Annotated in this window: 27 protein-coding genes and 1 pseudogene; 10 read left to right on the top strand and 18 right to left on the bottom strand. The window is 40.3% G+C overall.

What is annotated here, in order from left to right; translation table 11 throughout:
* Positions 1 to 41 precede the first annotated feature (41 nt).
* The 3 genes and pseudogenes from G6R02_RS00290 to G6R02_RS00280 all read right to left on the bottom strand — a co-directional run.
* Positions 42 to 812, bottom strand: a pseudogene (locus G6R02_RS00290) (VOC family protein); the annotation flags it as partial.
* Between the two features lie 30 nt (positions 813 to 842).
* The gene (locus tag G6R02_RS00285; RefSeq protein WP_164667252.1) at positions 843 to 1,358 is read right to left on the bottom strand and encodes an SRPBCC domain-containing protein; all 516 of its coding nucleotides are present in this window, start codon (positions 1,356 to 1,358) and stop codon (positions 843 to 845) included.
* A 40-nt stretch (positions 1,359 to 1,398) separates the two neighbouring features.
* Positions 1,399 to 1,692, bottom strand: coding sequence for an ArsR/SmtB family transcription factor (locus G6R02_RS00280; RefSeq protein ID WP_246202595.1), 294 nt, complete (start codon positions 1,690 to 1,692; stop codon positions 1,399 to 1,401).
* A gap of 225 nt (positions 1,693 to 1,917) precedes the next feature.
* On the opposite strand from G6R02_RS00280, the gene G6R02_RS00275 reads away from it, so the two are divergent.
* The gene (locus G6R02_RS00275; RefSeq protein ID WP_164667251.1) at positions 1,918 to 3,135 is read left to right on the top strand and encodes an MFS transporter; all 1,218 of its coding nucleotides are present in this window, start codon (positions 1,918 to 1,920) and stop codon (positions 3,133 to 3,135) included.
* Between the two features lie 109 nt (positions 3,136 to 3,244).
* On the opposite strand, the gene G6R02_RS00270 is transcribed toward G6R02_RS00275, so the two are convergent.
* From G6R02_RS00270 to dapA, 7 genes are all read right to left on the bottom strand, one after another.
* The gene (locus G6R02_RS00270) at positions 3,245 to 4,303 is read right to left on the bottom strand and encodes a DNA glycosylase AlkZ-like family protein (protein WP_164667250.1); all 1,059 of its coding nucleotides are present in this window, start codon (positions 4,301 to 4,303) and stop codon (positions 3,245 to 3,247) included.
* A gap of 233 nt (positions 4,304 to 4,536) precedes the next feature.
* Positions 4,537 to 5,688, bottom strand: a complete 1,152-nt coding sequence (locus tag G6R02_RS00265) for a dicarboxylate/amino acid:cation symporter (RefSeq protein WP_164667249.1) — start codon at positions 5,686 to 5,688, stop codon at positions 4,537 to 4,539.
* Between the two features lie 259 nt (positions 5,689 to 5,947).
* Positions 5,948 to 6,814, bottom strand: coding sequence for a MurR/RpiR family transcriptional regulator (locus G6R02_RS00260; protein ID WP_164667248.1), 867 nt, complete (start codon positions 6,812 to 6,814; stop codon positions 5,948 to 5,950).
* A 109-nt stretch (positions 6,815 to 6,923) separates the two neighbouring features.
* Positions 6,924 to 7,838 carry a sugar phosphate isomerase/epimerase family protein gene (locus G6R02_RS00255; protein WP_164667247.1) on the bottom strand — a complete coding sequence of 305 codons (915 nt, stop codon included), beginning with the start codon at positions 7,836 to 7,838 and terminating at the stop codon, positions 6,924 to 6,926.
* A gap of 159 nt (positions 7,839 to 7,997) precedes the next feature.
* Positions 7,998 to 8,897 carry a glycine betaine ABC transporter substrate-binding protein gene (locus G6R02_RS00250; RefSeq protein WP_164667246.1) on the bottom strand — a complete coding sequence of 300 codons (900 nt, stop codon included), beginning with the start codon at positions 8,895 to 8,897 and terminating at the stop codon, positions 7,998 to 8,000.
* A 50-nt stretch (positions 8,898 to 8,947) separates the two neighbouring features.
* Entirely contained in the window at positions 8,948 to 10,333 is a 1,386-nt protein-coding gene (locus tag G6R02_RS00245; RefSeq protein WP_164667245.1) for a flavin monoamine oxidase family protein, read from the bottom strand.
* On the bottom strand, positions 10,330 to 11,235 hold the full coding sequence (dapA, locus tag G6R02_RS00240) for a 4-hydroxy-tetrahydrodipicolinate synthase (RefSeq protein ID WP_164667244.1): 906 nt from the start codon (positions 11,233 to 11,235) through the stop codon (positions 10,330 to 10,332). Before dapA ends, G6R02_RS00245 begins: the two co-directional genes overlap by 4 nt.
* A gap of 672 nt (positions 11,236 to 11,907) precedes the next feature.
* On the opposite strand from dapA, the gene G6R02_RS00235 reads away from it, so the two are divergent.
* From G6R02_RS00235 to G6R02_RS00220, 4 genes are all read left to right on the top strand, one after another.
* Complete coding sequence (locus G6R02_RS00235; RefSeq protein ID WP_164667243.1) at positions 11,908 to 12,321, top strand: NUDIX hydrolase; 414 nt, start codon at positions 11,908 to 11,910, stop codon at positions 12,319 to 12,321.
* Between the two features lie 133 nt (positions 12,322 to 12,454).
* Positions 12,455 to 12,724, top strand: coding sequence for a TIGR04104 family putative zinc finger protein (locus G6R02_RS20395; protein ID WP_164667242.1), 270 nt, complete (start codon positions 12,455 to 12,457; stop codon positions 12,722 to 12,724).
* A gap of 40 nt (positions 12,725 to 12,764) precedes the next feature.
* On the top strand, positions 12,765 to 13,046 hold the full coding sequence (locus tag G6R02_RS00225; RefSeq protein ID WP_281347116.1) for a 2TM domain-containing protein: 282 nt from the start codon (positions 12,765 to 12,767) through the stop codon (positions 13,044 to 13,046).
* Between the two features lie 134 nt (positions 13,047 to 13,180).
* Positions 13,181 to 13,387, top strand: a complete 207-nt coding sequence (locus G6R02_RS00220) for a hypothetical protein (protein ID WP_164667240.1) — start codon at positions 13,181 to 13,183, stop codon at positions 13,385 to 13,387.
* A 265-nt stretch (positions 13,388 to 13,652) separates the two neighbouring features.
* Here the strand turns inward: G6R02_RS00220 and cudC are convergent, their stop codons facing one another.
* Complete coding sequence (gene cudC / locus G6R02_RS00215; protein WP_164667239.1) at positions 13,653 to 14,213, bottom strand: choline uptake/conversion transcriptional regulator CudC; 561 nt, start codon at positions 14,211 to 14,213, stop codon at positions 13,653 to 13,655.
* A gap of 195 nt (positions 14,214 to 14,408) precedes the next feature.
* Positions 14,409 to 15,308 (bottom strand): glycine betaine ABC transporter substrate-binding protein, encoded by a 900-nt coding sequence (locus G6R02_RS00210; protein ID WP_164667238.1) that lies wholly within the window; start codon positions 15,306 to 15,308, stop codon positions 14,409 to 14,411.
* Between the two features lie 391 nt (positions 15,309 to 15,699).
* On the opposite strand from G6R02_RS00210, the gene betB reads away from it, so the two are divergent.
* Entirely contained in the window at positions 15,700 to 17,157 is a 1,458-nt protein-coding gene (betB, locus tag G6R02_RS00205; RefSeq protein ID WP_164670269.1) for a betaine-aldehyde dehydrogenase, read from the top strand.
* A 302-nt stretch (positions 17,158 to 17,459) separates the two neighbouring features.
* Positions 17,460 to 19,139 (top strand): choline dehydrogenase, encoded by a 1,680-nt coding sequence (betA, locus tag G6R02_RS00200; RefSeq protein ID WP_164667237.1) that lies wholly within the window; start codon positions 17,460 to 17,462, stop codon positions 19,137 to 19,139.
* Between the two features lie 126 nt (positions 19,140 to 19,265).
* On the opposite strand, the gene G6R02_RS00195 is transcribed toward betA, so the two are convergent.
* The 3 genes from G6R02_RS00195 to G6R02_RS00185 all read right to left on the bottom strand — a co-directional run bounded on the left by G6R02_RS00195 (position 19,266) and on the right by G6R02_RS00185 (position 21,486).
* Positions 19,266 to 19,913, bottom strand: coding sequence for a hypothetical protein (locus tag G6R02_RS00195; RefSeq protein ID WP_164667236.1), 648 nt, complete (start codon positions 19,911 to 19,913; stop codon positions 19,266 to 19,268).
* Positions 19,914 to 19,940: 27 nt separating this feature from the next.
* Positions 19,941 to 20,084, bottom strand: coding sequence for a hypothetical protein (locus tag G6R02_RS00190; RefSeq protein WP_164667235.1), 144 nt, complete (start codon positions 20,082 to 20,084; stop codon positions 19,941 to 19,943).
* A gap of 631 nt (positions 20,085 to 20,715) precedes the next feature.
* Complete coding sequence (locus G6R02_RS00185; RefSeq protein ID WP_164667234.1) at positions 20,716 to 21,486, bottom strand: SDR family NAD(P)-dependent oxidoreductase; 771 nt, start codon at positions 21,484 to 21,486, stop codon at positions 20,716 to 20,718.
* A gap of 264 nt (positions 21,487 to 21,750) precedes the next feature.
* Between G6R02_RS00185 and G6R02_RS00180 the strand changes: the two genes are divergently transcribed.
* The 3 genes from G6R02_RS00180 (at position 21,751) to G6R02_RS00170 (ending at position 23,558) form a co-directional block, all read left to right on the top strand.
* Entirely contained in the window at positions 21,751 to 22,068 is a 318-nt protein-coding gene (locus G6R02_RS00180; protein ID WP_164667233.1) for a hypothetical protein, read from the top strand.
* A gap of 318 nt (positions 22,069 to 22,386) precedes the next feature.
* The gene (locus tag G6R02_RS00175; RefSeq protein ID WP_164667232.1) at positions 22,387 to 22,983 is read left to right on the top strand and encodes a class I SAM-dependent methyltransferase; all 597 of its coding nucleotides are present in this window, start codon (positions 22,387 to 22,389) and stop codon (positions 22,981 to 22,983) included.
* A 95-nt stretch (positions 22,984 to 23,078) separates the two neighbouring features.
* On the top strand, positions 23,079 to 23,558 hold the full coding sequence (locus tag G6R02_RS00170) for a GNAT family N-acetyltransferase (RefSeq protein ID WP_164667231.1): 480 nt from the start codon (positions 23,079 to 23,081) through the stop codon (positions 23,556 to 23,558).
* 122 nt (positions 23,559 to 23,680) lie between these two features.
* On the opposite strand, the gene G6R02_RS00165 is transcribed toward G6R02_RS00170, so the two are convergent.
* From G6R02_RS00165 to G6R02_RS00155, 3 genes are all read right to left on the bottom strand, one after another.
* Entirely contained in the window at positions 23,681 to 24,985 is a 1,305-nt protein-coding gene (locus G6R02_RS00165; RefSeq protein WP_205520012.1) for a Zn-dependent hydrolase, read from the bottom strand.
* 72 nt (positions 24,986 to 25,057) lie between these two features.
* The gene (locus G6R02_RS00160) at positions 25,058 to 25,510 is read right to left on the bottom strand and encodes a hypothetical protein (protein WP_164667230.1); all 453 of its coding nucleotides are present in this window, start codon (positions 25,508 to 25,510) and stop codon (positions 25,058 to 25,060) included.
* Positions 25,511 to 25,523: 13 nt separating this feature from the next.
* Positions 25,524 to 26,363 (bottom strand): DUF3100 domain-containing protein, encoded by an 840-nt coding sequence (locus G6R02_RS00155; protein WP_164667229.1) that lies wholly within the window; start codon positions 26,361 to 26,363, stop codon positions 25,524 to 25,526.
* Position 26,364: the final 1 nt, after the last annotated feature.

The following is a 26,364-nucleotide window of genomic DNA, read 5'->3' as shown; positions in this document are numbered from 1 at the left end:
GCCATCATTTCTCCTATAACAGCCGGCCAAATTTGCCAGGATACACCGTACTTATCCTTCAACCAGCCGCATTGTTCCGCTTTTGGATCAGCGGAAAGCTTCTCCCAATAGTAATCGATCTCTTCCTGATTGTTACATTTAACTAGCAGTGAAATGGCTTCATTAAATTGGAACGGATGAGCCTGCGCACTGTCCATTGCAGCAAACCATTCATTCTCCAGCTTAAAATCCGTAAACATTACGGTCCCTTCCTTGTCCGGTTCCATGCCTTTTGGATAATGTGCCAGTGCTCCCCGTTTTGAATCATTAAAAACGGAAAGATAAAAGTCAGTTGCTTCCTCTGCTTTGCCGCACATCTCCTGAACATACATCAGGGAAGGTACAATAAAAGGCCGCTCTTCTCCGTCCGGATTGGTGAGCATCAGCTGCCACGTCAAACCGTATTTATCCTGAATCCATCCATAACGCTTGCTGAATGGATATTCCTGAAGCGGCATCAGCGGGGTTCCGCCCTCAGACAGTTTATCCCAAAGCTGATCCAAATGCTCCTTCGCATTTTCATCCCGGGAAGGGTCAAAATTGACAAAAAATGATATCGACGGATTGAACTTAAAATGCGGTCCCCCATTAATCGCCATGAATGAATAACCTGACAGATTAAACGTAACGATATCACTGTCACCTGATGGTGTGTCGTAAACAGTTGCAGAATTGATAATTTTCGAATCCGGAAAGATGGATGTATAAAAGTTTGCAGCTTCTCCCGCTTCTTTATCAAACCATAAATGCGGTATGATTTTTTGATTACTCATTGACTTCTCCTCCATTCCAAAAATAAAAACTTATTTGAGACTGTTGAGATGCTCTTCCAAACGGTCCCATGTTTCGGTGATACCTTCCAGCATACCCATATCCATGACTTTCTGGAGTTCGTCTGCAGAAACATATGCAGAACGGTTCACCAGTTTTGTCGCCTCGCCCATATCGATGAATTCCAATTTGACTTCAGATGCCGGCAACGTTTCGTCAATCGTACCTTTTGCATCTGAGAAGTAGTCGGTGTACATGATCATCTCCGGGTCAATAATTTCCTTGTAAATGACTTTCCCCCAGGACTCCATCCCATAAAATTCACCCTGGTTCTTATCCATGCACTTCATACAATAATGCCACGTACCACCAGGCCGGAAATCAACGTGACAAACCGGGAGTTCCCATCCATTTGGCCCCCACCAATGTTTGAGATGCTCAGCTTTCTTAAACATTTGAAACACCAGATCACGCGGTGCTTCGAAAACACGTTCCAACACCAGCACGTTATCGTTCTCCACCCTTGATTTAATTTCATGGTTTGACATAGTAGGTCCTCCATCCATTTTATTTTTCCTTTCTTGCTGATTAATTCAGCTGTTTCTTCCCCTGCATAACATTAAGATAATCATCCAACCGATCCATTCTCTTTTCCCAAACACGACGATACGTATTAAGCCACTCATCCAGCTCCTGAAACGGTTCCGGCCTTAGTTTATAGATACGACGGTTGGCTTTAGGCATTACTTCAACCAAGCCGGCTTCTGTTAAAACGCGAAGATGCTTCGACGTTTGCGGCTGGTTTAATTGCAGTTTATCCGCAATCTCCCCAACTGAATACAGATTCAAACGGAGGCAATTCGTTGTTGATGGTGGTAGTATGGTTCCATTTTTATAAGTTAACAGTAACTAAAATGACTCCAGCTAAATCAAGTTGCTGGGGTCTTTCTAATTATACTGGCATTTGTCACGTAACAAAAAATGAATAAAATTATGCTCCTTTCCCCTATCACCAACCCGCCCAAACACCCTTATTCTAAAAGCTTTCTATTTTATTTCCCAAACGGTAAAATAGCACATAGAGTACCCTGGAAAGAAGGACATCAAATGGAAAAGAAGACCGTTACATCCCCTGGCGATAATCAAACCATATACCGGATTTTGTTTATCATCTCAGCATGCCACTTGCTGAATGATTCACTTCAGGCTGTTATCCCGGCCATGTTTCCTATTATTGAAAGATCCATGGGGTTAAGCTTTACACAGCTTGGCCTGATTTCTTTTACATTAAATATGGTTGCTTCCGTCATGCAGCCTGTTGTCGGGACGTACACCGACAAAAATCCGGTCCCCTATGCGTTGCCAATTGGGCTTGGAAGCAGTATGATCGGAATGTTCGGTTTGGCACTAGCCCCGAATTTCTGGCTAATTCTAGTCAGTGTTCTATTTATTGGATTGGGATCCGCCATTTTTCATCCGGAAGGGTCACGTGTTGTTTATCTTGCTGCCGGAAATAAGCGCGGGCTTGCCCAGTCGATTTTTCAGGTTGGCGGAAATTCCGGGCAGGCGCTGGCACCTGTTATTACAGCGCTGATCCTCGTACCACTTGGTCAAAAAGGTGCACTTTGGTTCACCTTAATTGCCGGGTTAGCAGTTCTTTTCCTGACATATATTGCGAAATGGTATAAAGAGCAAATGGAGCGTATTAAAGAAAAAAGAAAAAATACTGCAGCTGCGCAACCGAACAAGGCGGTTTCCAAGGCTGTTAAACGTGCCATCTTTGTACTGGTTTTCATCGTGTTTGCCCGGACATGGTATGCAAAAGCGATTTCCAACTTTTATGCCTTTTATGCGATTGATACATATCAGGTTTCCATTGCCAATTCACAGGTTTATCTATTTATATTTTTGGCAATGGGCGCTGTCGGAACGTTTATCGGCGGTCCATTAGCTGATCGATTCGGCAGACGAAATGTTATTCTTCTATCACTTGTCGCAGCAAGTCCCCTGACAATCCTGCTGCCATACGTTGGGCCGACTTTGGCGATGGTTCTCCTGGCTGTTATTGGGGTAATTTTAATGAGCAGTTTTTCAGTGACAGTCGTGTACGCGCAAGAACTCGTACCAAGTAAAATCGGTACCATGTCCGGCCTGATTATCGGGCTGGCTTTCGGAATGGGAGCAATTGGTGCCGTTGTATTGGGTTCGTTTATCGATCTCTTTGGTTTAACAACAACAATGATTATTGCCTCACTTCTGCCGTTGTTGGGCTTTCTTACTTTTCTATTGCCATCCGATGAGAAAGTTCGGGAGTGGTACTATTAATTTAGTCAAACCTTTAGAAAAGGATAAATGTTTGTCACTATTTATGCTGGAGTTGCGTTGTCGTATAAGTCAAAAATAACTAATGCTTATCATTCATGACCAGCCATACCTATACAATGGTATCTCCATTAAATTTAAGAATTTTTGTCCTTTCAGGTGTATAGTATTTTCGGATGGCCTTTATAATCTCATCTTTTCTGATAGTTGCCTGCTCAGGTTTAAGGGATAGCGTTACATCGTCAATATCATGAGGCCCTATCCGCCAATGGCCAAGAACCGCACCTTGAAACTCACCATCAATTAACAAATACTGCAGCACTTCCTGACCCTTATAAATAGACTTAAGCTCATCTAAATGGCTCCTTACTAAAATATCTGACTTATCAAGCATAAATACCGATTTTGGAACTTTCCGTTGCACAAAGCCCATAGGATCTGCCTTCATATATCCAGTGCCTAAACCTTCAGCACTTACTTCAACTATCAAATTTCTTGCAACCAGCTGGTGCAGTATACGTTTTAGTAAGTTCTTTCTCAATTGTGACCAACTTTTTATTTGATCCAAGTTAGCAAAGACCATAGAATCAAGAAATTGCAATAGAATTTTCTCCACACTCTCATCTGTTTGTTCCGGTACCTCAAACCATTCTTCGGAAAAATCAAACCACCCTGTATCCCAATCCGTATCAATTTGATCCTCATAGACTAGATAGGCTTCCTGCAGCTTTGTTAAAGCCTTCGTAATTTCTTTGGCAGAATAGCGTAATTCCTTTTTTAGCTGATCCTTTGAAATACCACCCAAACTTCGAATGGTTCCCAGAATTTCTTCATGAATAGGGTCTAATCTTTTAAGCGGCTTTTGAAAGACACGAGTAAACAGTTTTAAATCTTCTTCAAACACATATCCAACACGGCCACCCTGAAATCTGGCTTTTACAATTTGATGTTTTTGGCGAAGTTTTGAAGTTACTAAAGCATCATCAAAAATAGTGCGATGAACTAATTTGGGCGGATCGCCGGGCCTTGAATTGTGAACCGGAGCCACAGGCTGCAACCGTTTGAATAAATTTTTATATCCGTCAACATCTGCCGGGTCCTCTAAGGGGTCAAGTAATCCCTGTTTCTTCATTCGTTCATGCAGTATAGTCTGTTTATCTAAATTCTCCATAATAAAAAACTCCTTAATCTGCTTTTTAACATATTTCTCTATTTCCGATAAAAATCCTTTTTGTATAGAAAATTGCTCTATAAATCTTGCAAGTCCAGCAATATAAAAAAAACAGGAGTCCATCCCAAGACTCCTGTTTTTAAACTTCTCCTTATAAAGACACTCCTGCAAAAAAATACATCCTAAACAACATAATATAATTCGACAAAACCCGGGTGGTGACAGGCACCTCCTCAGGCTGAACGGTTGCCTGTTAGTTTATCAACGATTAATGCAATCGCTCCGTCCCCTGTTACGTTAGCCGCTGTACCAAAGCTGTCCTGCGCCATGTACAAGGCAATCATTAAGCCTAATGCTGTATCATCAAACCCAAGCATTGAACCCAAGAGACCCAGTGCCGCCATAACAGCCCCACCCGGAACACCAGGAGCAGCAATCATGATAATCCCTAACATGAGAATAAACGGAATCATCATACCAAACGTCGGAAGCGATAACCCACTTGACAGCACCATAACGGCCACCGAACACGTGACGATTGTGATTGTGCTTCCGGATAAATGAATCGTTGCACATAGCGGAACGGCTGAGTCAGCTACTCCATCACTTACCTTATTATTCTTCGCCGAACGAACAGTTACCGGGATCGTTGCTGCACTTGACATCGTTCCCAAACCTGTAAAATATGCAGGGAGCATATTTTTTAATGCTTTAAACGGACTTTTTCCTGCAAATGTGCCTGCAACTAAATAAAGAATACTAATCCAAACCCAATGGACGACTACAGCCATTACAAGAACGAGTCCAAATGCCTTTAATGTTTCAAAGACTGCTCCATCCGCTGCAATTTCCGCAAAAATACTTGCAATGTAAAATGGTAAAATCGGAATAATAATTTTCCAGATGAGCCGTTCGATAATTTCCTTACCTTCGTCAAAAAAACTCCGTAATACCGGGCTTTCTATCCGTGTAATTCCAACACCGAACACAAATGAAAGAACCAGGGCGGTCATGACACCCATAGCCGGATCAATCGTCAACTCAAAGAATGGCTTAAATCCGCCCGTTTCTTCAGCTGAACCCCCGCCATTCCCAACGAGCATCGGAATAACAATAAGAGCAACAATAAATGCTAATGTACCCGCAAGAATAGATGAAGAATAGGCGACCGCCGAAGTAATACCAAGCATTTTACCTGATTCTTTACCAAAACTGGCAATCCCGCTGACAATAAAGAAGATAATAATAAGCGGAATTGTAAATCCTAAAAATTGCCCAAAGATTTCTTTAAACGTTACAATCCCCCGGGAAAGAAAGTCCGGGGCAATTAACCCAATGATGATACCGCTCACAATGCCAAGCAACAATTTTCCTATGAGTTTCATGTCTGCACCCCTTTTTTGAAACAAAGATATGACTAGTGTACCATTACCGCATATTTTTGCAATAGTATTTCAATTAAGGGTATTCCTCCTTCCCGGAAGCAAGAGTTCCACCCCTATGCTTCCCCATACAAAAAAGCCACTTTGCCATCATTAGACAGCATAGTAGCTTGCATAAATTATAGAATTACAAGTTATTAGTTCCGGGCAATATAAACTTTGACAAAATTCGTCAAAAACCGGGAAGTGACAGGCACCACTACTAGTACGAATAAGTCACACCATTCTCAATCAATGTTCTTTCCAGTTTTTTCAATTTTTGAATTGATTTTTCAGAGGTACGTTTCCCCATTTCAACAACTAATGCCTCGATCAGGGCAACAATTGGTACCACTGAATATTGTTTCTGGCTTACTTCAACTTGTAATGTTACGGAAGCGTATCGAATAACAGGACAAGAAATATGGTCTGTAATCAATATAATCTTAACACCCAGTTGATGGGCCAGCAAAGCTGCTTGTATAACTCGATTCGTATATGGCTCGAAGGCAAAAATGAGTAATACTTCATCTTTTTCAAATTGCAGTATTTTATCAAAGAGCACTTCGGTATCATGACTTAATTGCCTTATGTTAGGGTAAAATTCTCCAAGCACCTGTTCAAGATATAAAGCCATGGCCTTATATGGTCTGGTACCTAATACATTAAGCTGACTGGAATGGCTGATAACATCAATTGCAGCTTCAAAATTGTCTATTAAATCGGAGTCTAATGATTTATCCAGTGTATTCATAGATTCGTTCCAAACTTGCATGATAGTTGGAGTACTCTCTTCATTATTTGGGACTTCTGATAAGGACTTCTTTAATGTCCATTTTGATTGATCAGGCAGTGATTCATCAAAGATATCTTTTCGAAAATCATGAAAGTTGTTATATCCAAATGCATTTATCGCACGCATAACGGTTGAAACGCCAACTTTAGCATTTTGTGAAAGCTCTTTAACAGTTATTAATCCGATCGTTTGGTAATTCTTCAAAATATAATCACATAGTTGTCTTTGCTTTTTTGGTAGAGAATCCTTCATATTAATTATTTCGGTAATTAGTGATTGTTTTTGTGAGACCATTTGAATCTCCTTTCACCTTCTGCCGACAGGTAACCTGTAAGTTTAATCATAGTATATCTCATTACTTTCTTTTAAAAAAGGCATGAAAGAATCGTTGCAAAAAAATAGGTTAACGACCTCTTACACCTACCTTCAAATTGTTGTGGAGATAATCGATGCTCTGTTTACATGCTTCCATTTCTTTTTCACGTGCAACTTCCATGGAATCTTCTCCAATTGCATATGGTACCTCAAAGGTAATTCGGTTAAGAGGAGACTTTTCTTTCAATTCCTTAAGAATCTTTTCACAGTCGAAGTCACCCTGTCCGATGGCAGTACCAATGAAATGTGTTCCGTCTGGATTGATTACTAGTTTATAATCACAGAAATGACAGTTGATAGCATAGGGAGCCATTTTTTCAACACATGCTTCAGGGCTTTCTAAGACACTAAGAGAGTTTATGGTATCAAGGCAGGCACCAATACTCGGGTGGTTTAGCTGCTTAATCAGCCAGATGATTTCATCCGCATATGTATCACAATGATTTTCAATAGCAATCTGTAATTCTAATTCCTCCATTAATGGAATATTGGCCTTAAATTCATTACAGCGATCTGACAGCTGCTTCATAACATCCGGATGGAAGCAAGTTCCATATAAAGGCCGGGGACGTTCGATGTCCAAACTGAATTTAACAAGATCTGCACCCATAGCTTTGGCATTAACAAGGGCATCCCTTACTGAAGAGTTAACACGTGGATCGGAGGGAGCATTAAATGAAACATTGTATTCCAAGTATAGATTATGGGCTTCGGCAGCCGCCTTTACCTCAGCCAGGCGTGCGGGGTCCAACGTTTCAAGATCAACATTGGTTATGTGCAGACCATCAATCCCCCATTCAACGGCCAGATCCATCAATTCCATCAAATTGATCGACTTTTCATACGCGTAATCAGAATCAAACCCCCAGCTTTCTCCAAGGCCGTGGAGATGTAAGGTATACGTATGCATACCAAGTTGCAGTTGATTGTTGTTGTTTTTCATCTTTTTACATTCTCCTTTAATTTAATTAAAAAAGTAGAGCCTGCCTTTGAAGAAAAGATTAACTAAACAGACAGGCTCTTAAACTATATTGTCCCGGAAAACATTTGTAAAAACAATTTGTCATTTTCTGCGATCTGTTTTTTAGCAAAAGCTAGTGTATTATTTTTTCTTTAAGTCTTCTATGGAATCAATCTCCATGTAAGTTGGTACAACAAGACCATTGCGTGTACCAGTCAGGTTGACGCCTAAGTCCACCAAATCATCCTTATATTTTTCCAGGTAATGCTTATGTGTTGAAGGCAACCATGCACCGATCATTGCATCAGTACTTCCATCCGCAACACTTGCAAACATTGGGCCTGGTTCCACCTGCATTAATTCCACTTTATAATCCAACTTATTTTCCAATACATATTTGATGGTGTTGGAACTGGCAATCACATCGGCCCAGGCAACATATGGCACTTTAAGTGTTTTACCTTCACCTGAGTCAATTCCTTCAATCCATTTATTAACGACATCTTCATTATTTCCAACCCATTCTTTAGCAGCTTCTTGCTCTTCCATACCTTCTGCAATTTTCAGCATGACGCTTTGCAGGTGCTCCGGCTTCCATTCAAATTGATCAAAGAACTTATAGGCACCAGGCATATCTTCCTTTAAACCTTTTCGTACAAGCGTATTTATATCCTCTTTCCCGCCAAAAACCCCTTTAGGGTCCTCCAGCATTTTGAGATCATACTCAATAAATTTCCAATGTGGAATCCAGCCGGTCACGATGATTGGCTCTTCCTCTTTAATTGCAGCGTCTAGGGCTCCCGTCATAGCAGCAGCAGAGCTCTCTTTAAGCTCCCAGTTCTCATCCAGTCCATACTCAGCCATCACTTCTTCTGTTAGCCCCATTAGACCTGCACCCGGGTCAATTCCTGTAATTTCATAGTCCAGTTTTTCACCAATAAAAGCATTATTATCGGCTCCCTCGGTTTCACTTCCTCCACATGCTGTTAATACTATCAATAACATGATAGCTGATAATATACCTAAATATATTTTTGTCATCATATTTCCTCCCGCTATATTATTTAAATATCTTCAAAATGCTCTGGTTTTCAATTTGCAGCGTTAAACTTCTTCCCTTTTTGGGATTCAAGAGGCATGGTTCCCAGTAAGCTATTAATCTCTTGTGCGGCATTGAATCCAGATTGAACAGCTGTTTCCGTATAAAGCGTACCTAAATAATCACCTGCGAGGAGCAACCTGCCAGCAGGCTGCAATAAGGTTGATTGCAGTTTTGCACGGTCCGGGAAAATATAAGCCGACCCTAATGGCCATCTCGTCACTTGAGCTTCCACTACATAATCGCTAAATCCGGGAAATATCTCATTTAAATCTTTTAAATATGTTTTAATAATCTCATCGTCAGATTTATCAATAAGCTCGCGACCGCGTTGGGCTGGAGAAAAGGTCATGAAGCTGCTTCCCGGTTGTCTTTCGGTTTCAATTGAACGATTAAGGTTAGAATTATGAATCAGAATATCAAAAGACCTTTTAGGCGTAGCTATCGAATATAAGTTATCCCACACTTGAGGACTCGTTTCATTGGTTAAAAAGGCAGCGCTAACATGTGGACCATAGACAATTTTATCAAGCGCTTCCCCAACTTTCGATTCTATATCGACTGCAATACGACGTGTGATTGGTGCCGGCGTCGCTAAGATTACATAACGTGCTTCCTCTTCATGTTCTATTCCGTCTTGGATATATCGGACGACAACAGAGTTCTCTTTATGAAACACTTCATTTACTTTAGCATTCAGTTGTAATCGATTGCCTAATGCTACTGCAATCGTTTCAGTAAGGGTTGAAGGGCCTCCAACAATATTTCTCGATAACCCTTCACTTTTATTCCAGATTAAATGGAAATATCCTATACCTGCCCCTGCAGCTATTTGTTCAGGATCTCCAGTCGAACGGCTTACTGTAGGCCTGAAAATTGCATCGGCATCCATTGGCAATTCTCCAACAAAATCTGTAAAGGTCTTATCATTCATAAAATCAAGTACGCGTTGCTGCTGAATCTTATAACCCTCTCCAGGACGTAATTTTGCTTTCTTTTCGTATTTCATTACAGCGGTACGTACTTTCGCACCAGCCCGCATTAAGGCAAATCTGGATTTCCAAGACATCGGAACCCTAAATGGATAGGTTTCAACCCGACCATCTACAAGCAGTTTGCCGTTCATAAACATCGCAGATAAAATACCAGGTACAGGCAGCGCGTCTATCCCTACCGACCGCAACAACTCACCTGTGGCGGAATTGGGACCGCCATATACATGGCCTCCCCAATTCAACCAGTACTGACCACGCCTTTCAGACTTTATCCGTCCACCAACACGATCATTCGATTCCAAAAGTAAAATATCATGGTGTTTAAGACGCCATGCAGCAGATAATCCAGCAATCCCACCGCCGATTACAATGGCGTCTTTCATTTTTGACCCTCCAGCTTTAATTCTTTCAAATCAGTTAATTTCTTTTCAATAGTGGACTTAAACTCCTTCGATGCAGGGACCAATGGTAATCTGCTTTTCCCTCCAGGAAGTCCCAATACCTCCAATCCCGCCTTAATCGTTCCTGGAATAGGCTCTTCCTCGATTAAGTTATATAATGATAAAAGTTCCTGGTTGAGCCAGGTGGCTTCCCGCAAATTATTCTCATGGACGATTAAATCATAGATACGGACAATTTTTTCCGGTACCAAATTGTGTACAACCCCAATTGTTCCATGCCCTCCAACAGCCAGTGCAGGAAGGATTAGATGTTCGAAACCAGTCAGTACCGAAAAATTCGGATTATCTTTTGTTAAAGAAATAACTTTGCTGTTGTGCTGCATCTCATCGGTATTTTTTATGCCGACAATTCCATCTATTTGGCTTAATTCATAAATCAATTCCGGATCAAGTTGAACGTTCGTAACTTCCGGATAATTATATAACACAATCCCAATGCTGGATTTTTCCGCTACTGTTTTGTAATGATCAATGATTCCTTGCCTGCTCGTTTGCATGTAGTAAGGAGTAATGACCAATGCACAATCCGCACCAACTTCAGCTGCATACTGCGTAAGTTCTATGGTATCCTCTGTTCGATGGCATCCTGTACCTGCCATGATCGGGACGCTGCCATTTGAATAATTGCAGACAAATTGTAAGACTTCTTTTCTTTCCTCAAAGCTCATAAGTGAATATTCACTTGCACTCCCACCTGCCAGAAGACCATTCACTCCTCCTTCTATTACATAGTCCATTATTTGTTCAATACCATTGAAGTCAATGCTGTTATCTTCATTCATAGGTGTAGGCAAAGCCGGAATCACACCAAACGGTTTAAACATACTAATCCTCCCTTGTAATTAAGATTTCTTATCTGTTTTTCTTGTGGGTGACCTACGAACTTATAGCTGAAACATGATTGTTAAAACGCTTTCATTTCTGGTCATTTACCATTAGCTTTCTTTTCATGGAGTAATAACCCATTTTTCATTTGTATCACCTCACATGTTTCATCATTGATTGAAAAGACAAAATTTTCAACCTTATGTGGTATCAATGTACCAAATATATGAATTGTTGTAAACCGTTTTTGGTAAAAGGGAATAAAATAATCCATTTGTAAAAAATTAATAACTATTTAATTAAAACAGTTCCCCTCGGGTGGTGAAATTAAAGTAATCATTTGTATTAAAATATTGTTCCATTCAGGAATAATAAACAGCGAGCAATGACTTACTCGACAAAATTTGACAAAACCCGGGTCGTGCCAGGCACCTCAATCTCCAGGGACTAACAGAATTAAAGGGTCAGTTTATTTAGAAAAGTATGTTAAAATTTAATTAAAATAGTCAGGAGGATTTGTATCGCAATTAAGTCATGTTGATTATGAAGTCCAAGTTGAAGGAAAAAAGGAGGTTAATGTCTGAACTGGGCAGTATTAAAAGACATTTAAAAGTGCGGGAGGATGTATTATCTCAGATTACATGATGGAATTACGGAACAAAGTAGGTACTATGCCTTTAGTTGTAAGTGTGGCTGGATGCTTAATAATTGACGAACAAAATCGGATTTTATTACAGCACCGGACAGACAACAATTTGTGGTCGCATCCTGGAGGTGCTGTGGAACTAGGTGAATCAGTAGAAGAAGCCGTTGAAAGAGAGGTTTATGAAGAAACTAATATAAAGCTACAACATATGGAACTATTCAATATCTATTCTGGAGAATCGCAGCATTGTATTTATCCTAATGGTGATGAAGTTTACTTTGTAAATGTTATTTATGTATGCAGAGATTTTATTGGTGTTCCAATTGCAAATGATAATGAGAGTAAGGAAGTTAAATTCTGGGATTTAGATAATTTACCTCAGGTGACTTCTTCTAACAGAAAGATCCTGGATGATTTTAAATCGTATTTGAGCAAGTAGAAAGCTTATGTTCCCTGGTTATTTGGATTCCGGAAACGAGCGCAGTAACTGAATTAGAGTGTATATATCAAAATACGGACAGATTTTATAGCAAAAGGAGGTGTTCATTTTGCAAAGATGACAAAACTGCAATATGCCTTTTAACTGGATTGAAATCTATAAGTCATTTTTGCATATAGAGTATAAACCAATTGTGTGTGATAACTGTGGTACGAAACATCAAATAACTAATTCTGGCAGATGGACTTTTGTGTCACTGACTATTTTGCCAGCAATGTTATTCTTTAATTTCCTTTCACCTTTTAATAATATTTTTGCAACGTTAAGCGCGGGACTCTCTATATTGATGTTTGGCTCTTTGTTCATACCACTTTTTGTTAGATTCAAAATTGCTTGCGACTAGATTGCCATTATCGGGCGCAAACGTTCAGGAGGTGAAAAAAATAGAAGATAAAAAATATTTAAGAGCAAAAAAAAGAATGGAAAATCTAAAGGCATTCTATATTCATCTAACCGTTTTTACTCTCGTGAATATTATGCTTATTGCCATCAACATATTGACCTACGAGCAAAGTGGGCATTGGTGGTTCTTCTATCCGCTATTGGGATGGGGGATTGGTCTAGTATCCCACGGACTTTCCGTATCTTCATTTGGACTATTCGGACCAGATTGGGAGGAGAAGAAGATACAGGAATATATGGAAAAAGATAATAGAGATGAATAGTATTTATTTTCGGGGGTCAGCGAGACTCCTATTTTTTATACAATAAGGGAGGATAAGTGGGAACTATGCAAAAATGTGAAAGGTGCCATACTAAATTTAAGTGGAATTTTTATGGATGAAAAGGAAGGGTATAGATGATTTTAAAGAGGTTTAACCGAACAGGAAAAGTCATTGCGTTCATAGGAATGTGGGTCTTTGCCTTTGGAATTGCATTTAATAAAACGATAGCGGGGATTTCAGGCACTCCGGATTCATTGGCAGCATTATCAATCCCATTAATTGTTATAGGAATAGTAATGCTAATTACGGCAAACTTTTTCAAAAGAAAACCTGAGAGATGATTTTCTTCAAACGGATGCTTAATTGTAATGGCAACGAATTTAAGGAAGCTGCGGATTTTATGCAATTTTACCTAAAACGTCCTCGCTCTGATACAAGAGTCAGTCCCCCACAGTGCCTAAATAATTAGCATAGTTGGGGACTGGCCAAATTGCGTTTGTATCCTATGTGTGTTCACTTATCATTCCTGTGATTCCGATTAGAGAATTTCCATTGGCAATGATATTTTCGACAAAATTTGACAAAAACCGGGAAGTGACAGGCACCTCAATCCACGGGTATATACTTATATATCTCCCCAGATTTCGTGAGTTTGGTTAGCTTCTCCAGCCAATGATAATATATCAGGGCATCATCGAGTTGTTGATAATCCAACTTGGCTTTTTCCCGTAATGTTTCATCTGTTTCACTATCTTCAATCACCTCTTTGAGTTGTTCTTGGGACTTCTTAATACCAACCAAAAACATTTCCACTTCACGTTCCCATTTCATACCGAAAAATTGAGAGAAATAATTGAAGAAATTTTTTTCAGCCATGAATGAATCTTTTCTCGAGCCTTTCTGCCATACCTTTTGAACGATATTGATATCCTGAAGCTTTCTGACAGATGTACTCATACTTGGTTTACTCATACCAAGCGCTTCTTTCATTTCATCCAGGGTAATTGGCTGATGTTTAAAATACATCATTCCGTACAGACGTCCCACTGAAGGGGTAACACCATAAAGATCCATCGTTTCTGAAATTGTATTAACCATTATACGTTCAGCCTGGTCGATTTTTTCTTCGGTTTTTCCATAATTAGAATTATTCCCGTTTCCTTCCATTGTGGCACCTCTTTTTTGTGAAAAATAAGGGCATTAGATACCTTTTACTGTTAAATTCATTTATAATTAATTAAACATTTCTTCCATTCTATAATGAATAGTACTGTTATGCAACTTAAATTCACTAACAAAAAAGTATCCTTATTCATAGAAAAGAGACGATCCTCTTTCCGAGAATCGTCTCTTTCCATAAAATTATTTCATCCATTTTTCAATGACATCCTGATTATCTTTCACCCATTTTTGTGCGCCTTTAAGAGGTTTGTCTTCATTGTTTTTGACATTAAGCATTAATTCACCAAGCTGCTTGTCATTCAATTTAAAGTTTTTCAGCCATTTGCTAACTTTTTCAAAGTCTGAGGAGAAATCATCACGGGTTGCCATATAAATTTTTTCTACCCCGCCATAGGTTTTCTTAGGGTCCTCCAAAAACTTCAGATCCACTTCAGAAAATACATAATGCGGTTTCCATAACGGTGCAACGATAGGTTTTTCTTGCTCCACCGCACTCTTAATGGATGAAATCATTGCTGGTGTACTGCTCTCTACCAATTCATAATCAAGTCCGTATTCTTTGATCACATCTTCCGTTACCAGCATTGTTCCGGCTCCAGGCTCAAAACCTACTATTTCGCCGCCGAATTTATCTTTGTTTTTCTTTAAATCTTCAATGCTATTTATGTCTTCCATATACGTCGGAACGGCCAGTCCAACCTTCCCATTTTCATACCAAGGCTCTTCGAAAAAATCAGCTTCGTCTTTATACTTTTCATAGTAACTCTTATCTTGTACCGGCAACCAAACTTCCGGTGCCACATCCAAATCTCCTTGAGCTATAGCAGCCATTTGGGGACCCATCTCAATAAGTTGTAATTCCACGTCATAACCCTTATCTTCCAAAATAGCCTTCCACAAATTTGTAACGGCAATGTTTTCAGGCCAATTAATCTGTCCAATCGTGATTTTCCCTTTACTTTCATTCGATTCGTCAGTTGCACTTCCCGATTCATCACTTCCACTAGTTGAACCGCAAGCTGCTAGTGCAATAACCAAAACGGTAAATAATAATAATTGACTTATTTTGCGAAAATTCATTAGTTGAGATACACCTTTCCAATTTATATTTTGTCAAACATCTATTGAGAAACACACACCTTTCCCGAGAGTGCTATTAGTTAACTTTTACTTAATTGTATTACTAATTCGGCCCCCTTTTATTAAATAAAATAAATACGTTAAATATTTTTTAAATGTTTGACGTCTACTTAATAGGATAACGAAAGATCATCTTTTGTCAAACCTGATATTTTACTTCACCTTGTTTCATTATTGTCTTATCAGTGATATAACGATTTCATATTTTTTCAACGTTTGACAAGCAAATAAAGGTACTGATAGGATAATTGTATTAACAATATTAAATTTTTATTTAATAAACTTAACGATTTGCTTATAGCAAAGGAGTGATGATTTGAGCTTACAAAAAATGTTTATAAATGGCGAGTGGGTTAACGCCAAATCCGGAGAAACGCGAAATATCATTAACCCATATAATCAAGAAGTCATTGCGACTGCTGCGGAAGGAAATGAGGAAGATACGCGAGCAGCCATTCAAGCAGCCAGACTTGCATTTGATGAAGGCAGCTGGAGCACATTGCCGGCTAGTGTTCGCGGTGAGCTTGTGTACAGAATAGGTACTTTAATCCGTCGAGACTTGGAAGAACTGGCTGAATTGGAAACCTTGGATACAGGTAAAACCGTCCAGGAAAGCCGTGATGATATGGCAGACATCGCAAATGTTTTCCTTTATTTCGGAGGTTTAGCGGATAAACATGGCGGTGAGGTCATTGAATCACCGATACCAAACAGTGAAAGTAAAGTTGTTCGCGAGCCTGTCGGTGTTTGTGGTCAAATCACACCATGGAATTATCCTTTATTACAAGCCGCATGGAAGATCGCACCGGCTTTGGCAGCGGGTAACACCATTGTTATGAAACCGAGTGAGATCACACCATTATCAACAGTTAAAGTCTTTGAACTAATGGAAGAGGCCGGCGTACCAAAGGGTGTGGCCAACTTTGTGCTTGGCCCTGGCGCATCCACAGGTGCAGAACTATCGGTTAATCGTGAAGTTGATTTAATTTCATTTACCGGTGGCATTGAGACTGGAAAAACAATTATGCAAGCAGCCAGCCATAATGTGAAAAAAATCGCATTGGAGCTCGGCGGAAAGAATCCGAATATCGTTTTTGCCGACGCTGATTTTGAAACAGCGGTTGATCAGGCGTTAAATGCTGTATTTTTCCACGCCGGACAGGTTTGTTCTGCTGGGGCAAGACTTTTAGTTGAGGAAAGCATTCATGATGAATTTGTTGAAGCGCTCATTGAACGGACGAAACGAATCAAATTAGGCAATGGTTTTGACGAAAACACACAAAGCGGCCCGATGATTTCCGAAGAGCACCGTGCGAAAGTGGAAAGTTATGTAGAAATTGGCAAAAACGAAGGAGCCACACTAGCTGTCGGCGGGCAACGTCCTGATGATCCTGAATTGCAAAACGGCTTTTTCTATTTACCAACCATTTTTACAAACTGTACAAATGATATGCGCATTGTCCAGGAAGAAGTATTCGGACCGGTATTGACAGTAGAAACCTTTCAATCCAAAGAGGAAGCTGTCAAATTAGCGAACGATTCGATTTATGGTTTGGCCGGTGCCGTCTGGACGCAAGACTTGGATAAGGCTGAATTTGTTGCAGCACGCTTGCGAATGGGTACCGTTTGGATCAATGACTTCCATCCTTATTTCGCACAAGCACCGTGGGGCGGTTATAAGCAATCAGGAATTGGCCGTGAGCTTGGTCGTGAAGGCTTGGAGGAATATACGGAAGTTAAACACATTTATCGTAATAAACAGCCTGAACCTATTCATTGGTTTAAATAATTTTTAAAAAAACAATAGCTCTAAGCCTTTTTAAATTAGGGTTTAGAGCTATATTATGCTTTTACCAAAAATATTACCTCGAGATTTACAAGTTTAATAAATCGTGGTATATTTATATTGTTTGATACGTTAAAAATATATTTAACAAACTTAATATTAATATACAGTCGAACAGTCGAAGAAGATGAAATAGCTTTTAAAATTGCTGGATTCCGCAATAAAAATCCGGCGTCAACGAAAGAAACTTTCAAATCTCTTTGTCTGCTGTATTCCATTTAATAATCTTCAGGGAGGTATTTCAGATGAAACAAACATACGACTATGTAGTAGTTGGCGGCGGCAGTGCAGGTTCTGTAATGGGCAACCGCCTGAGTATGGATAAGAATAAAAGTGTTCTTGTTCTGGAAGCGGGGCGCAGTGATTACTTTTGGGATCTGTTTATTCAAATGCCGGCAGCTTTGATGTTCCCGTCTGGCAATCGCTTCTATGACTGGATCTATTCCACGGATGAGGAGCCTTATATGAACGGACGGCGTGTCGCGCATGCCCGTGGGAAAGTCCTTGGAGGATCAAGTTCCATAAATGGCATGATTTATCAGCGCGGGAACCCGATGGACTATGAACGGTGGGGAGCTGACCCAGGTATGGAAACGTGGGATTATGCCCATTGTCTTCCGTACTTTAAACGACTGGAAACAACCTTTGGAGCAGACCCATCTGATGAACACCGCGGTCACCATGGTCCAGTAAAATTAAAGCGCGGACCTGCAAAAAATCCGTTATTTCAGGCCTTCTTCGATGCAGCTGTTGAGGCTGGTTACTCGAGAACACCTGATGTAAATGGCTTTCGTCAAGAAGGGTTCGGCCCATTTGACAGCCATGTGCACAACGGAAGACGTGTTTCCGCTTCACGAGCATATTTACGACCTGCCATGCGACGCAAAAATCTTACAGTAGAGACACGCGCTACTGTTACAACTATCAATTTTGATGGTACGCAAGCTCAGGGTGTAACATACCAAAAGAATGGAAAAACCTATCATGTTAATGCGGGCGAAGTGATTCTTGCCGGTGGTGCATTCAACACGCCTCAGTTACTGCAATTGTCCGGTGTAGGAGACGCTGACCACCTGCGCTCACTTGGCATTGATCCGGTTGTAGACTTGCCGGGTGTAGGTGAAAATCTGGAAGACCATCTTGAAGTATATATTCAGCACGCTTGCCCGCAGCCAGTTTCAGAACAGCCCAGCTTAAATAAAGCAAAAATGCCCTGGATCGGCTTGCAATGGCTACTTGGACGCACTGGTCCGGCAGCATCAAACCATTTTGAAGGCGGCGGATTTGTCCGATCGAATGAAGAAGTAGATTACCCGAATCTGATGTTCCATTTCCTGCCCCTTGCAGTTCGATATGATGGGCAAAAAGCAGATACGGAGCATGGATTCCAAGTACACGTTGGACCAATGTACTCCAACTCCAGAGGCAGCCTGAAAATTAAGTCCCGTAATCCTTTTGAGCATCCAAGTATCGTATTTAACTATCTATCTACTGAAAGGGATCGTCAGGAGTGGATTGAAGCAATACGCGTTTCACGGAATATCCTTTCTCAGTCGGCATTAGCACCTTACAGTACAGGCGAAATTTCACCAGGTCCTTCCGTTCAAACGGATGAAGAAATTCTGGAGTGGGTAGCAAATGACGCGGAAACAGCACTCCACCCATCCTGCACCGCAAAAATGGGTCCTGCAACTGATCCGATGGCAGTCGTCGATCCGGAGACGATGAAAGTTCATGGCCTAGACAACGTACGGGTAGTCGATGCATCTGCTATGCCGCATACAACAAATGGAAATATCCATGCACCAGTGTTGATGCTCGCAGAAAAAGCAGCAGACATCATCCGCGGTCAAAGACCAATGAAGCCTGAGTATAAGGATTATTACCGTCATGGTGTTCATCCGACAGATGCAGGTACGGTTTGAGGGTGCCTGTCACTTCCCGAATTTTGTCGAATATTGATCAGCAGCAAATAGCCCACATAAATAATAGGGTCAGTCCTCCGCAACGCTAACACGTTAGCACAGTGGGGGACTGACCCTTTCATACAATTATTTATTAATCTTCTGCTCGATTTTATTAGTTTTTCGTTTTATCCCTTCCATTTCTTTAAAAAGAAGATTAACATCTGCATGGGTATCTTGCGTTTTGATACGTAAATCCTTACGGATATCCGTAAAATTTTCCGACATTAAAGTTGCGTTATGTTTAATAATTTCCTTAAGTTCTTGTTGCCCTTCATCTAATCGGTCAAATCGTTTGGTGGCTCCATCTTGCCACTCATCCACTCGATCAAATCGGGCGCTGGCTCCTTCCTGCCACTCATCCACTCGATCAAACCGTTCGTTCGCTTCTCCCTGCCACTCTTCCATCCGGTCAAATCGTTCGTTCGCTTCTCCCTGCCACTCTTCCATCCGGTCAAATCGTTCGTTCGCTTCTCCCTGCCACTCTTCCATCCGGTCAAATCGTTCGTCCGCTTTCCCTTGCCATTCCTTCATTCGGTCAAATCGCTCGTCCGCTTTCCCTTGCCATTCCTCCATTCGGTCAAATCGCTCGTCCGCTTTCCCTTGCCATTCCTCCATTTGGTCAAATCGCTCGTCCGCTTTCCCTTGCCATTCCTCCATTCGGTCAAATCGTTGGTTGGTTTCTTTTCTAAACCCCTGAAGTTCAATAATCAATTCTTTTATAAGTTCGTCCATTATGATAGACCTCATTTCTTATCAAATCTATTTATACCCAGCAATCAAGAATAATTTTCTTATAATTTCTGCTGTTTCTTCAACAATTTTTAAGTCTAAATTATTTTGTGATACCAGATTATATTTGAATTGTTTTTTACCAGGGTGTTGATAGTATTCCTTTAACTGCATCCATTCGCCCCTGCAACCACAAGTCCGGGGAAACAGGATCAGATTTTTTCGGCGACCAGACCACTTGGTTAATGTCTGAAAAATCACGCGACTACACGAGCGATATGTTCCAGGGTATCATCCATCATTACATATACCTGATTCATAGGAATATATCTGTAGTTATTGCTAAGAGGGACAGCATTATTTCTCTAACACTCTTTTTTTTGATTAATACATTGAATTTTATATCGTACGTTGGAGTAATAGTAAGTCTTTATAGTTTCTCAAGAGGGGTTTAGTAAAGGAGTCTATTATTTTCAATTAATCGTTGCCATCTTATTGCACTTTTTCTAACTAAGTATGGGTTTAGATATAAAATAATCCAGTTTGGTACAAAAGTCAAGACCACTGATTCATGCATAATCTTACTAAAATCCAAGTTTGTACATACATAAAATGTACAAACTCAGTTTACGAACATAGAAAAGGTATAGATATGAAATTTCGATGTCTCTAATATGGTAAAAATACATTGCAGGGAGTTTTCAAGGTCAGTCCCCCACAACGCTAACTCTTTAGCACTGTGGAGGAGCTGACCCTTTCAGTTTTTACTTCATATCTTGTATTAAAATAGAGTAAAGATGAATTATTATCGGACAGTCCAACCAGCATCAACTGTTATTACGTCACCATTAATAAAATTAGATTCATCAGATGCTAAAAATAAAGCAGCATTTGCAATATCTTCAGGAACTCCAGTTTGATATTCACCAAGTTGTGCATAAGTTTCCATTCCGAGTTTATCCAAGGAAGAAGGGTCATCAGGTGTCATGCCGGTTGAAATAGAACCTGGTGCGATAATGTTGGCACGGATTTTTCCTTCACCATGTGAACCATAGAACGCAGCAATGTTTCTTACCAGACCGATTGATGCGTGTTTAGACATCGTATATGCAGCACCGCCCCGTGAACCTAACCAGCCGGCTACAGATGCAACATTAACAAGTGTTCCCCCAGTTTCTTGCTTATTAAATACCTCAACCGCTTTACGGGAAGCATAGAATTGACCAGCTAAGTTTACACCCATCACACGTTCAAACAATTCATTAGATGTATTTTCGACAGACGCCATGCCATCAAAAATACCGGCAATGTTAGCCACAACATCCAGTTTTCCGTAGTCATCCAATGCTTTTTGAATCATTGCGTTGACATCTTCTTCTTTGGAAACATCAGTGCGGATTTCTACTGCTTCTCCACCCGCTGATTTAATATCTTCCAGGGTTTCATTCATTGTTTTTTCATTGAATTCCGCCAAAACAACCTTTGCGCCTTCTTTTGCATATAACTTTGCAGTAGCTCGTCCCATACCGGAACCTACTCCTGTAACTACTGCTACCTTACCATCTAATCTAGCCATGAATAATCGCCTCCTGATGTTAGTTTGATAAAAACAAAGAACTTTAATCTCTGTCTATATTAATTATATCCTTAATTCAGAATAAATTGGTGGAATATGCTTGAATAGAGTTGCGGCCTACCTTTTGGGAGCACTTTCTTCAGATTACCTCACCTAATTTATCCCATTTACACACCGTAGCAAACAATAAATAGCGTTTGTATGCTGATGGTGAAGGAGGGATATGATTGAATAATAATTGTGGACTATTTTACCGGTAGATCAATGGAAAGAATCACGAAACAAGATACAGCCGCAAACGATAACCAAGTTAATAAACATGGCATTTACCTGGGCATGATGAAACCAGACGACGCCGATCAGGTGAAACATCTGACAGTCCAGTTAACCTTTATGACCGAACAGATCGACAGTCTAACAAAACAACGGGAGGAACTGAGCAGCAAACAAAACCAGCTGCTGCGTCACTGCATCAACTATCTCGAAAGCAGTATAGCGCCATCAATTCATCCCGATAAGGACTCCATTATGATTGATGAAAATAACCATACTTGGGTGATTTATCATCGAAGTGGGGAGTGACAATCCTCTTCCCGCCCCGAAAAGGCTCCGCGCGCACCCCCCCTTATAAATACTCTCTTCATATCTATAATCGTATCCCGCATCGATTTGGTGGCATAAAAAATAATAATTTTTTTCAATAGACAATGCCACTTTTTTCAACTTTGCTTCGATTATAATAGTGAAAGAGTCTATATATTTATTCATATGGTATATTCCTTACCGCACCACCAGGGTCTGAGCCAAAGGATTTAAGAGGGAGAATCGTGCCTTAAGGTATTGATTTTTGCTATAATGACCACTATGCAGGTATAGTTACTATAAATAGGAGAATGAAATATGGACAATAACGTTTTTGAACAGATTGCAAAAAGATATGATACAGAAGACAGAATTGAATTGGCTAACGTTATCGTTGAGGAAGTAAGACCAAAATTACAACATAGTAAATCAAAATCTTTAATCGACTATGGTAGTGGTACTGGTCTAGTTAGTTTGGAATTAACAGATTTAGTCGATTCTGTTTTGCTGGTTGATTCATCACAGCAAATGCTGGATGTTGCAAAAGCTAAGATTTCCCGCAAAGAAATTACCAGCGCAAACATACTTAATTCAGATTTCACCCAAGAAACACCTGAACGGAAGGCAGACATCATTTTAATGTCACTGGTCCTTCTTCATATTCCGGATACCGAAAAAATTTTACAAGCATTGTTTAACGTTTTAAATAATGGCGGCAAGCTGATTATTGTTGATTTTGACAAAAACGATAAAATAAATCACCCAAAGGTTCATAACGGTTTTTCGCATGAAGAATTGAAAAAGGATTTGACTGAAGTTGGGTTTAAATCAAATGAAGTGAAAACATTCCATCATGGTCATCGGATTTTTATGAATCAGGACGCCTCTATGTTTATATGCAGCAGTATTAAGTGATCCTGAAGCATGAAAACCGTCCCTGCACTTCATAGGGAAAAGAAAAACCACCGTCAGTGCTTTAAAAAGAGGAGATCACTTTGGAGGTAGTCTGGATGCATATTCGCGAAATTGAAGAAAAGGACAATAAATCGATGGAGCAAATTATTAAACGCTCCCTAGAATCATTTGACTTAGACATTCCAGGAACGGCCTATTTTGATCCCCAGCTGCGTAATTTAGCACAATTTTATAAGCAGCAATCAAACGCAACGTATTGGGTTGCGGTGAATGAACAAGATGAAGTGGTTGGTGGTGTTGGTATTGCACCATTCTGGGAAAAAACGGGGGTTTGTGAGCTGCAAAAGCTATACATCACACCCGCTGCTCAAGGAATAGGGCTATCGAAGGAATTGATGAAAGTAGCACTCAACTTCTCCAAAAAATATTATACCCACTGTTATCTGGAAACAATGGAGAAACTCCAGGCGGCCAACAGCCTCTACATTCAATTTGGTTTCCAACAACTTGAAAGCGCACTGGATGGTTCAGCGCATAATACGATGGACACTTGGCTTATAAAAGAACTGTCATAAAGGTATCTACTCTCTTATTGTTGTACTTCATTACGATTAATAAGTCCAAACACAGAATGCGGCTGTGTTTGGACTTATTTTGCTATTTCAAATGCCTTTACGCTTCAAAATACCTTCCAACATTAATCAGCCATCAAGGTTTCAACATAGTCTTTCAAGACGTGAATTGCACTTACGATATCATTAAGCGACGACCATTCTTTCGGATTATGGCTAATTCCATCTTTACTCCTGACAAACAGCATTGCCACCGGAATATGCCTTCCCAAAATCATCGCATCATGGCCTGCTCCACTTGGAACATAAGAAGGTTTTATATCATTTTTTAAAACAGCAGCGGCTAATTTATCCTGCAGTTCTTTTTTTATTGGGATGGGCTTTATTTTTGTTGTTGGGTTAATATCGCAAGTAATTCCTCTGTTTTCTGCGATCGATTCTGCTTCCTGAACAATCATTTCCAGTAGTTCATCCCTTGTGTGCTCATGTATATCACGGGCATCAACACTGAGTTCTACTTTCTCCGGGATTACATTAATACCATTTGGATAAACATTAACCTTCCCGACTGTTGCTACAGATGAATCACTTACTTTTCCCGGAAAACTTTCAATACGTTGAACAAACGCGGCAGCTGCCACCATCGGGTCTTTTCGGCCAATCATTGGTGTGTTACCGGCATGTCCCGCTTGTCCAATAAAAGTCACCTGCAACCACGCCGGTCCGGCAATACCACTGACAATCCCCACCGGAAGATTTTCCTTTTCCAGTTTCTTTCCTTGCTCAATATGAACTTCTGCAAACGTCTCTATTTCTTTTAAATCTCTTTTTGATTCCTGGAATTTTTGCGGGTCGCTTCCATACGCCCGAAGCACATTTTCAAATGATTTGCCATCATAATCAATAAGGTCTTTATTTTCATTAAAATCAGCTTCACCTGTCATTGCCATACTACCGGTTAATCCGCTATTAAACCGTGAGCCTTCCTCATCTGAGAAAACAATTACTTCATATGGTTTCTTTACTGAATAATTGGTTTCCTTCCAGGCTGCTACAACCTCAAGCGCAGCCAGGACCCCAACAGGCCCATCGAAGTGGCCTCCGTTTGGCACGCTGTCTACATGGGAACCGGATGCAATTGCAGGGACATCATTGTTTATGCCATTCATTCTTCCTATAACATTACCAGCGCCATCCTCTGACACTTCCAATCCTGCTTCTCTCATCCATCCTTTAACCAGCTGCTTTGCATCTTTTTCCTCTCCCGAAAAGCCAGGTCGCATCACCCCTCCATCTGCTGTCATTCCAATTTGTGATAGCTCATAGAGCCGCTTTGCAATCCGATCTCCGTTGATACCGGAATGGTCCAGATTACGATCATAGTCTTGCATTAATTCTTTGAAAATATTTATTTCATGAATCGGTGACATAGAATCCTCCTCCTATTGTTAAATATCCATCATTTAAAAATGCCCCTTAGATAAGAGGCATTATTTCTCCTATTAAATTATACCCTGCATTTTCAGCACCAGTTCTGCAATAACCGCAGATCCAACAAAAGTACCTACTAATACCAAACTGGCAACTACAATTGTTTTCCATCCCAGCTGCATAAAATCTGTCCATGAACGGCCTATTGCAATACCAGCATAGGCAAGTATTGGTGTAGCAAGTGCAAGAAGTTGTACTTCGGACGTCCACGCTACTACTTTTTCTGATCCCGGCATCCAAGGCATTGATATAACCACACCGATAATGGCAATGTAAGCGACACTAGGGAAGTTAACCGGTATCAGTTTATTTAAAATAAATCCTGCAAGACAGACTAAAATTAGAATGATCATACCAGGTACTGCTGCCAATGGCATAATATTATAGCCTGCCCAATTACCTAATAAGGCAGTGAAGCCGAATATCACTAACAACAATGTCCATTCCTGAATATTTTTTAACATGGTAACTCCCCCCTTATTTTGTTATAACCTTTTCGTCATCTTCCTCTGTAATCCCATTACCTTGGTTATTGCGACGCCTTGTCATCAAGGCATAAAGTTTTTCTGTTAACGGTAAAGCTATGAATATACTTACATAAAGACCTGTGGATAATGACAACAAGTTACTTGCCCCAGCAAAAGCAACAATTTGTGTCTCCATATCCGGAAATGCTGCGATCAGTGAACCACTTGCTGCAGCCATCATACTTCCGCTGCCGATACCAGATGCCATCGCAAATGATAAGGGATGTAAAGGTGTTAATGTTGCAAGGAACCCGGAAATCAACCCCATGAACACAGCGCCAAAAACAGTTCCAAAAATATAAACTGCCATGACACCTCTTCCTTCTGGAGAACTGATTCCGTATTTGTCCATAATTAAACCTACGTTTGGTTCACGTGCTACAGAGTGTGTCATACCAATCGTTTCACGTTTTAATCCCAGCCAAACAGCTACTGGCAATGCTAAAAATATAGTTCCAAGGTTTCCAAATTCCTGCAGCAATAGTGCAGGTCCTGCTTCAATTAATTGTGGCAATGACGGTCCGATAATCACACCAATTTTAGCCAATAATAATGCTACTCCCAATACGATAATTGGCTCCGCATTTTTGGACTGCTTTTCCTTAACTACTGGAGTAAAAAATAAAATAAGTCCAATAATTAAAGCGTACAGCATTGGCAAAAGCATGATAACACCTGGACCAATTGTAAAACTGAACGTTCCAATTGCCTCTGTAATAACAACAATTATTAATACAAGCGCATGTAACCGCCAGTCCTTCCATAACCCTTGAGCCACTTCACTACTCATG

The organism is Virgibacillus doumboii, assembly GCF_902806455.1.
GTDB lineage: Bacteria > Bacillota > Bacilli > Bacillales > Amphibacillaceae > Lentibacillus > Lentibacillus doumboii.
Note: the sequence above shows the minus strand (reverse complement) of the source record. Positions and strands in the feature narration are given on the sequence as shown.

Excerpts from the sequence above, each read along its gene's own strand:
- G6R02_RS00285 (WP_164667252.1), bottom strand. The coding sequence starts at position 1,358 with ATGTCAAACCATGAAATTAAATCAAGGGTGGAGAACGATAACGTGCTG.
- G6R02_RS00275 (WP_164667251.1), top strand. The coding sequence starts at position 1,918 with ATGGAAAAGAAGACCGTTACATCCCCTGGCGATAATCAAACCATATAC.
- G6R02_RS00270 (WP_164667250.1), bottom strand. The coding sequence starts at position 4,303 with ATGGAGAATTTAGATAAACAGACTATACTGCATGAACGAATGAAGAAA.
- G6R02_RS00265 (WP_164667249.1), bottom strand. The coding sequence starts at position 5,688 with ATGAAACTCATAGGAAAATTGTTGCTTGGCATTGTGAGCGGTATCATC.
- G6R02_RS00260 (WP_164667248.1), bottom strand. The coding sequence starts at position 6,814 with ATGGTCTCACAAAAACAATCACTAATTACCGAAATAATTAATATGAAG.
- G6R02_RS00255 (WP_164667247.1), bottom strand. The coding sequence starts at position 7,838 with ATGAAAAACAACAACAATCAACTGCAACTTGGTATGCATACGTATACC.
- G6R02_RS00250 (WP_164667246.1), bottom strand. The coding sequence starts at position 8,897 with ATGACAAAAATATATTTAGGTATATTATCAGCTATCATGTTATTGATA.
- G6R02_RS00245 (WP_164667245.1), bottom strand. The coding sequence starts at position 10,333 with ATGAAAGACGCCATTGTAATCGGCGGTGGGATTGCTGGATTATCTGCT.
- dapA (WP_164667244.1), bottom strand. The coding sequence starts at position 11,235 with ATGTTTAAACCGTTTGGTGTGATTCCGGCTTTGCCTACACCTATGAAT.
- G6R02_RS00235 (WP_164667243.1), top strand. The coding sequence starts at position 11,908 with ATGCCTTTAGTTGTAAGTGTGGCTGGATGCTTAATAATTGACGAACAA.
- G6R02_RS20395 (WP_164667242.1), top strand. The coding sequence starts at position 12,455 with ATGCCTTTTAACTGGATTGAAATCTATAAGTCATTTTTGCATATAGAG.
- G6R02_RS00220 (WP_164667240.1), top strand. The coding sequence starts at position 13,181 with ATGATTTTAAAGAGGTTTAACCGAACAGGAAAAGTCATTGCGTTCATA.
- cudC (WP_164667239.1), bottom strand. The coding sequence starts at position 14,213 with ATGGAAGGAAACGGGAATAATTCTAATTATGGAAAAACCGAAGAAAAA.
- G6R02_RS00210 (WP_164667238.1), bottom strand. The coding sequence starts at position 15,308 with ATGAATTTTCGCAAAATAAGTCAATTATTATTATTTACCGTTTTGGTT.
- betB (WP_164670269.1), top strand. The coding sequence starts at position 15,700 with ATGTTTATAAATGGCGAGTGGGTTAACGCCAAATCCGGAGAAACGCGA.
- betA (WP_164667237.1), top strand. The coding sequence starts at position 17,460 with ATGAAACAAACATACGACTATGTAGTAGTTGGCGGCGGCAGTGCAGGT.
- G6R02_RS00195 (WP_164667236.1), bottom strand. The coding sequence starts at position 19,913 with ATGGACGAACTTATAAAAGAATTGATTATTGAACTTCAGGGGTTTAGA.
- G6R02_RS00190 (WP_164667235.1), bottom strand. The coding sequence starts at position 20,084 with ATGCAGTTAAAGGAATACTATCAACACCCTGGTAAAAAACAATTCAAA.
- G6R02_RS00185 (WP_164667234.1), bottom strand. The coding sequence starts at position 21,486 with ATGGCTAGATTAGATGGTAAGGTAGCAGTAGTTACAGGAGTAGGTTCC.
- G6R02_RS00180 (WP_164667233.1), top strand. The coding sequence starts at position 21,751 with ATGGAAAGAATCACGAAACAAGATACAGCCGCAAACGATAACCAAGTT.
- G6R02_RS00175 (WP_164667232.1), top strand. The coding sequence starts at position 22,387 with ATGGACAATAACGTTTTTGAACAGATTGCAAAAAGATATGATACAGAA.
- G6R02_RS00170 (WP_164667231.1), top strand. The coding sequence starts at position 23,079 with ATGCATATTCGCGAAATTGAAGAAAAGGACAATAAATCGATGGAGCAA.
- G6R02_RS00165 (WP_205520012.1), bottom strand. The coding sequence starts at position 24,985 with ATGTCACCGATTCATGAAATAAATATTTTCAAAGAATTAATGCAAGAC.
- G6R02_RS00160 (WP_164667230.1), bottom strand. The coding sequence starts at position 25,510 with ATGTTAAAAAATATTCAGGAATGGACATTGTTGTTAGTGATATTCGGC.
- G6R02_RS00155 (WP_164667229.1), bottom strand. The coding sequence starts at position 26,363 with ATGAGTAGTGAAGTGGCTCAAGGGTTATGGAAGGACTGGCGGTTACAT.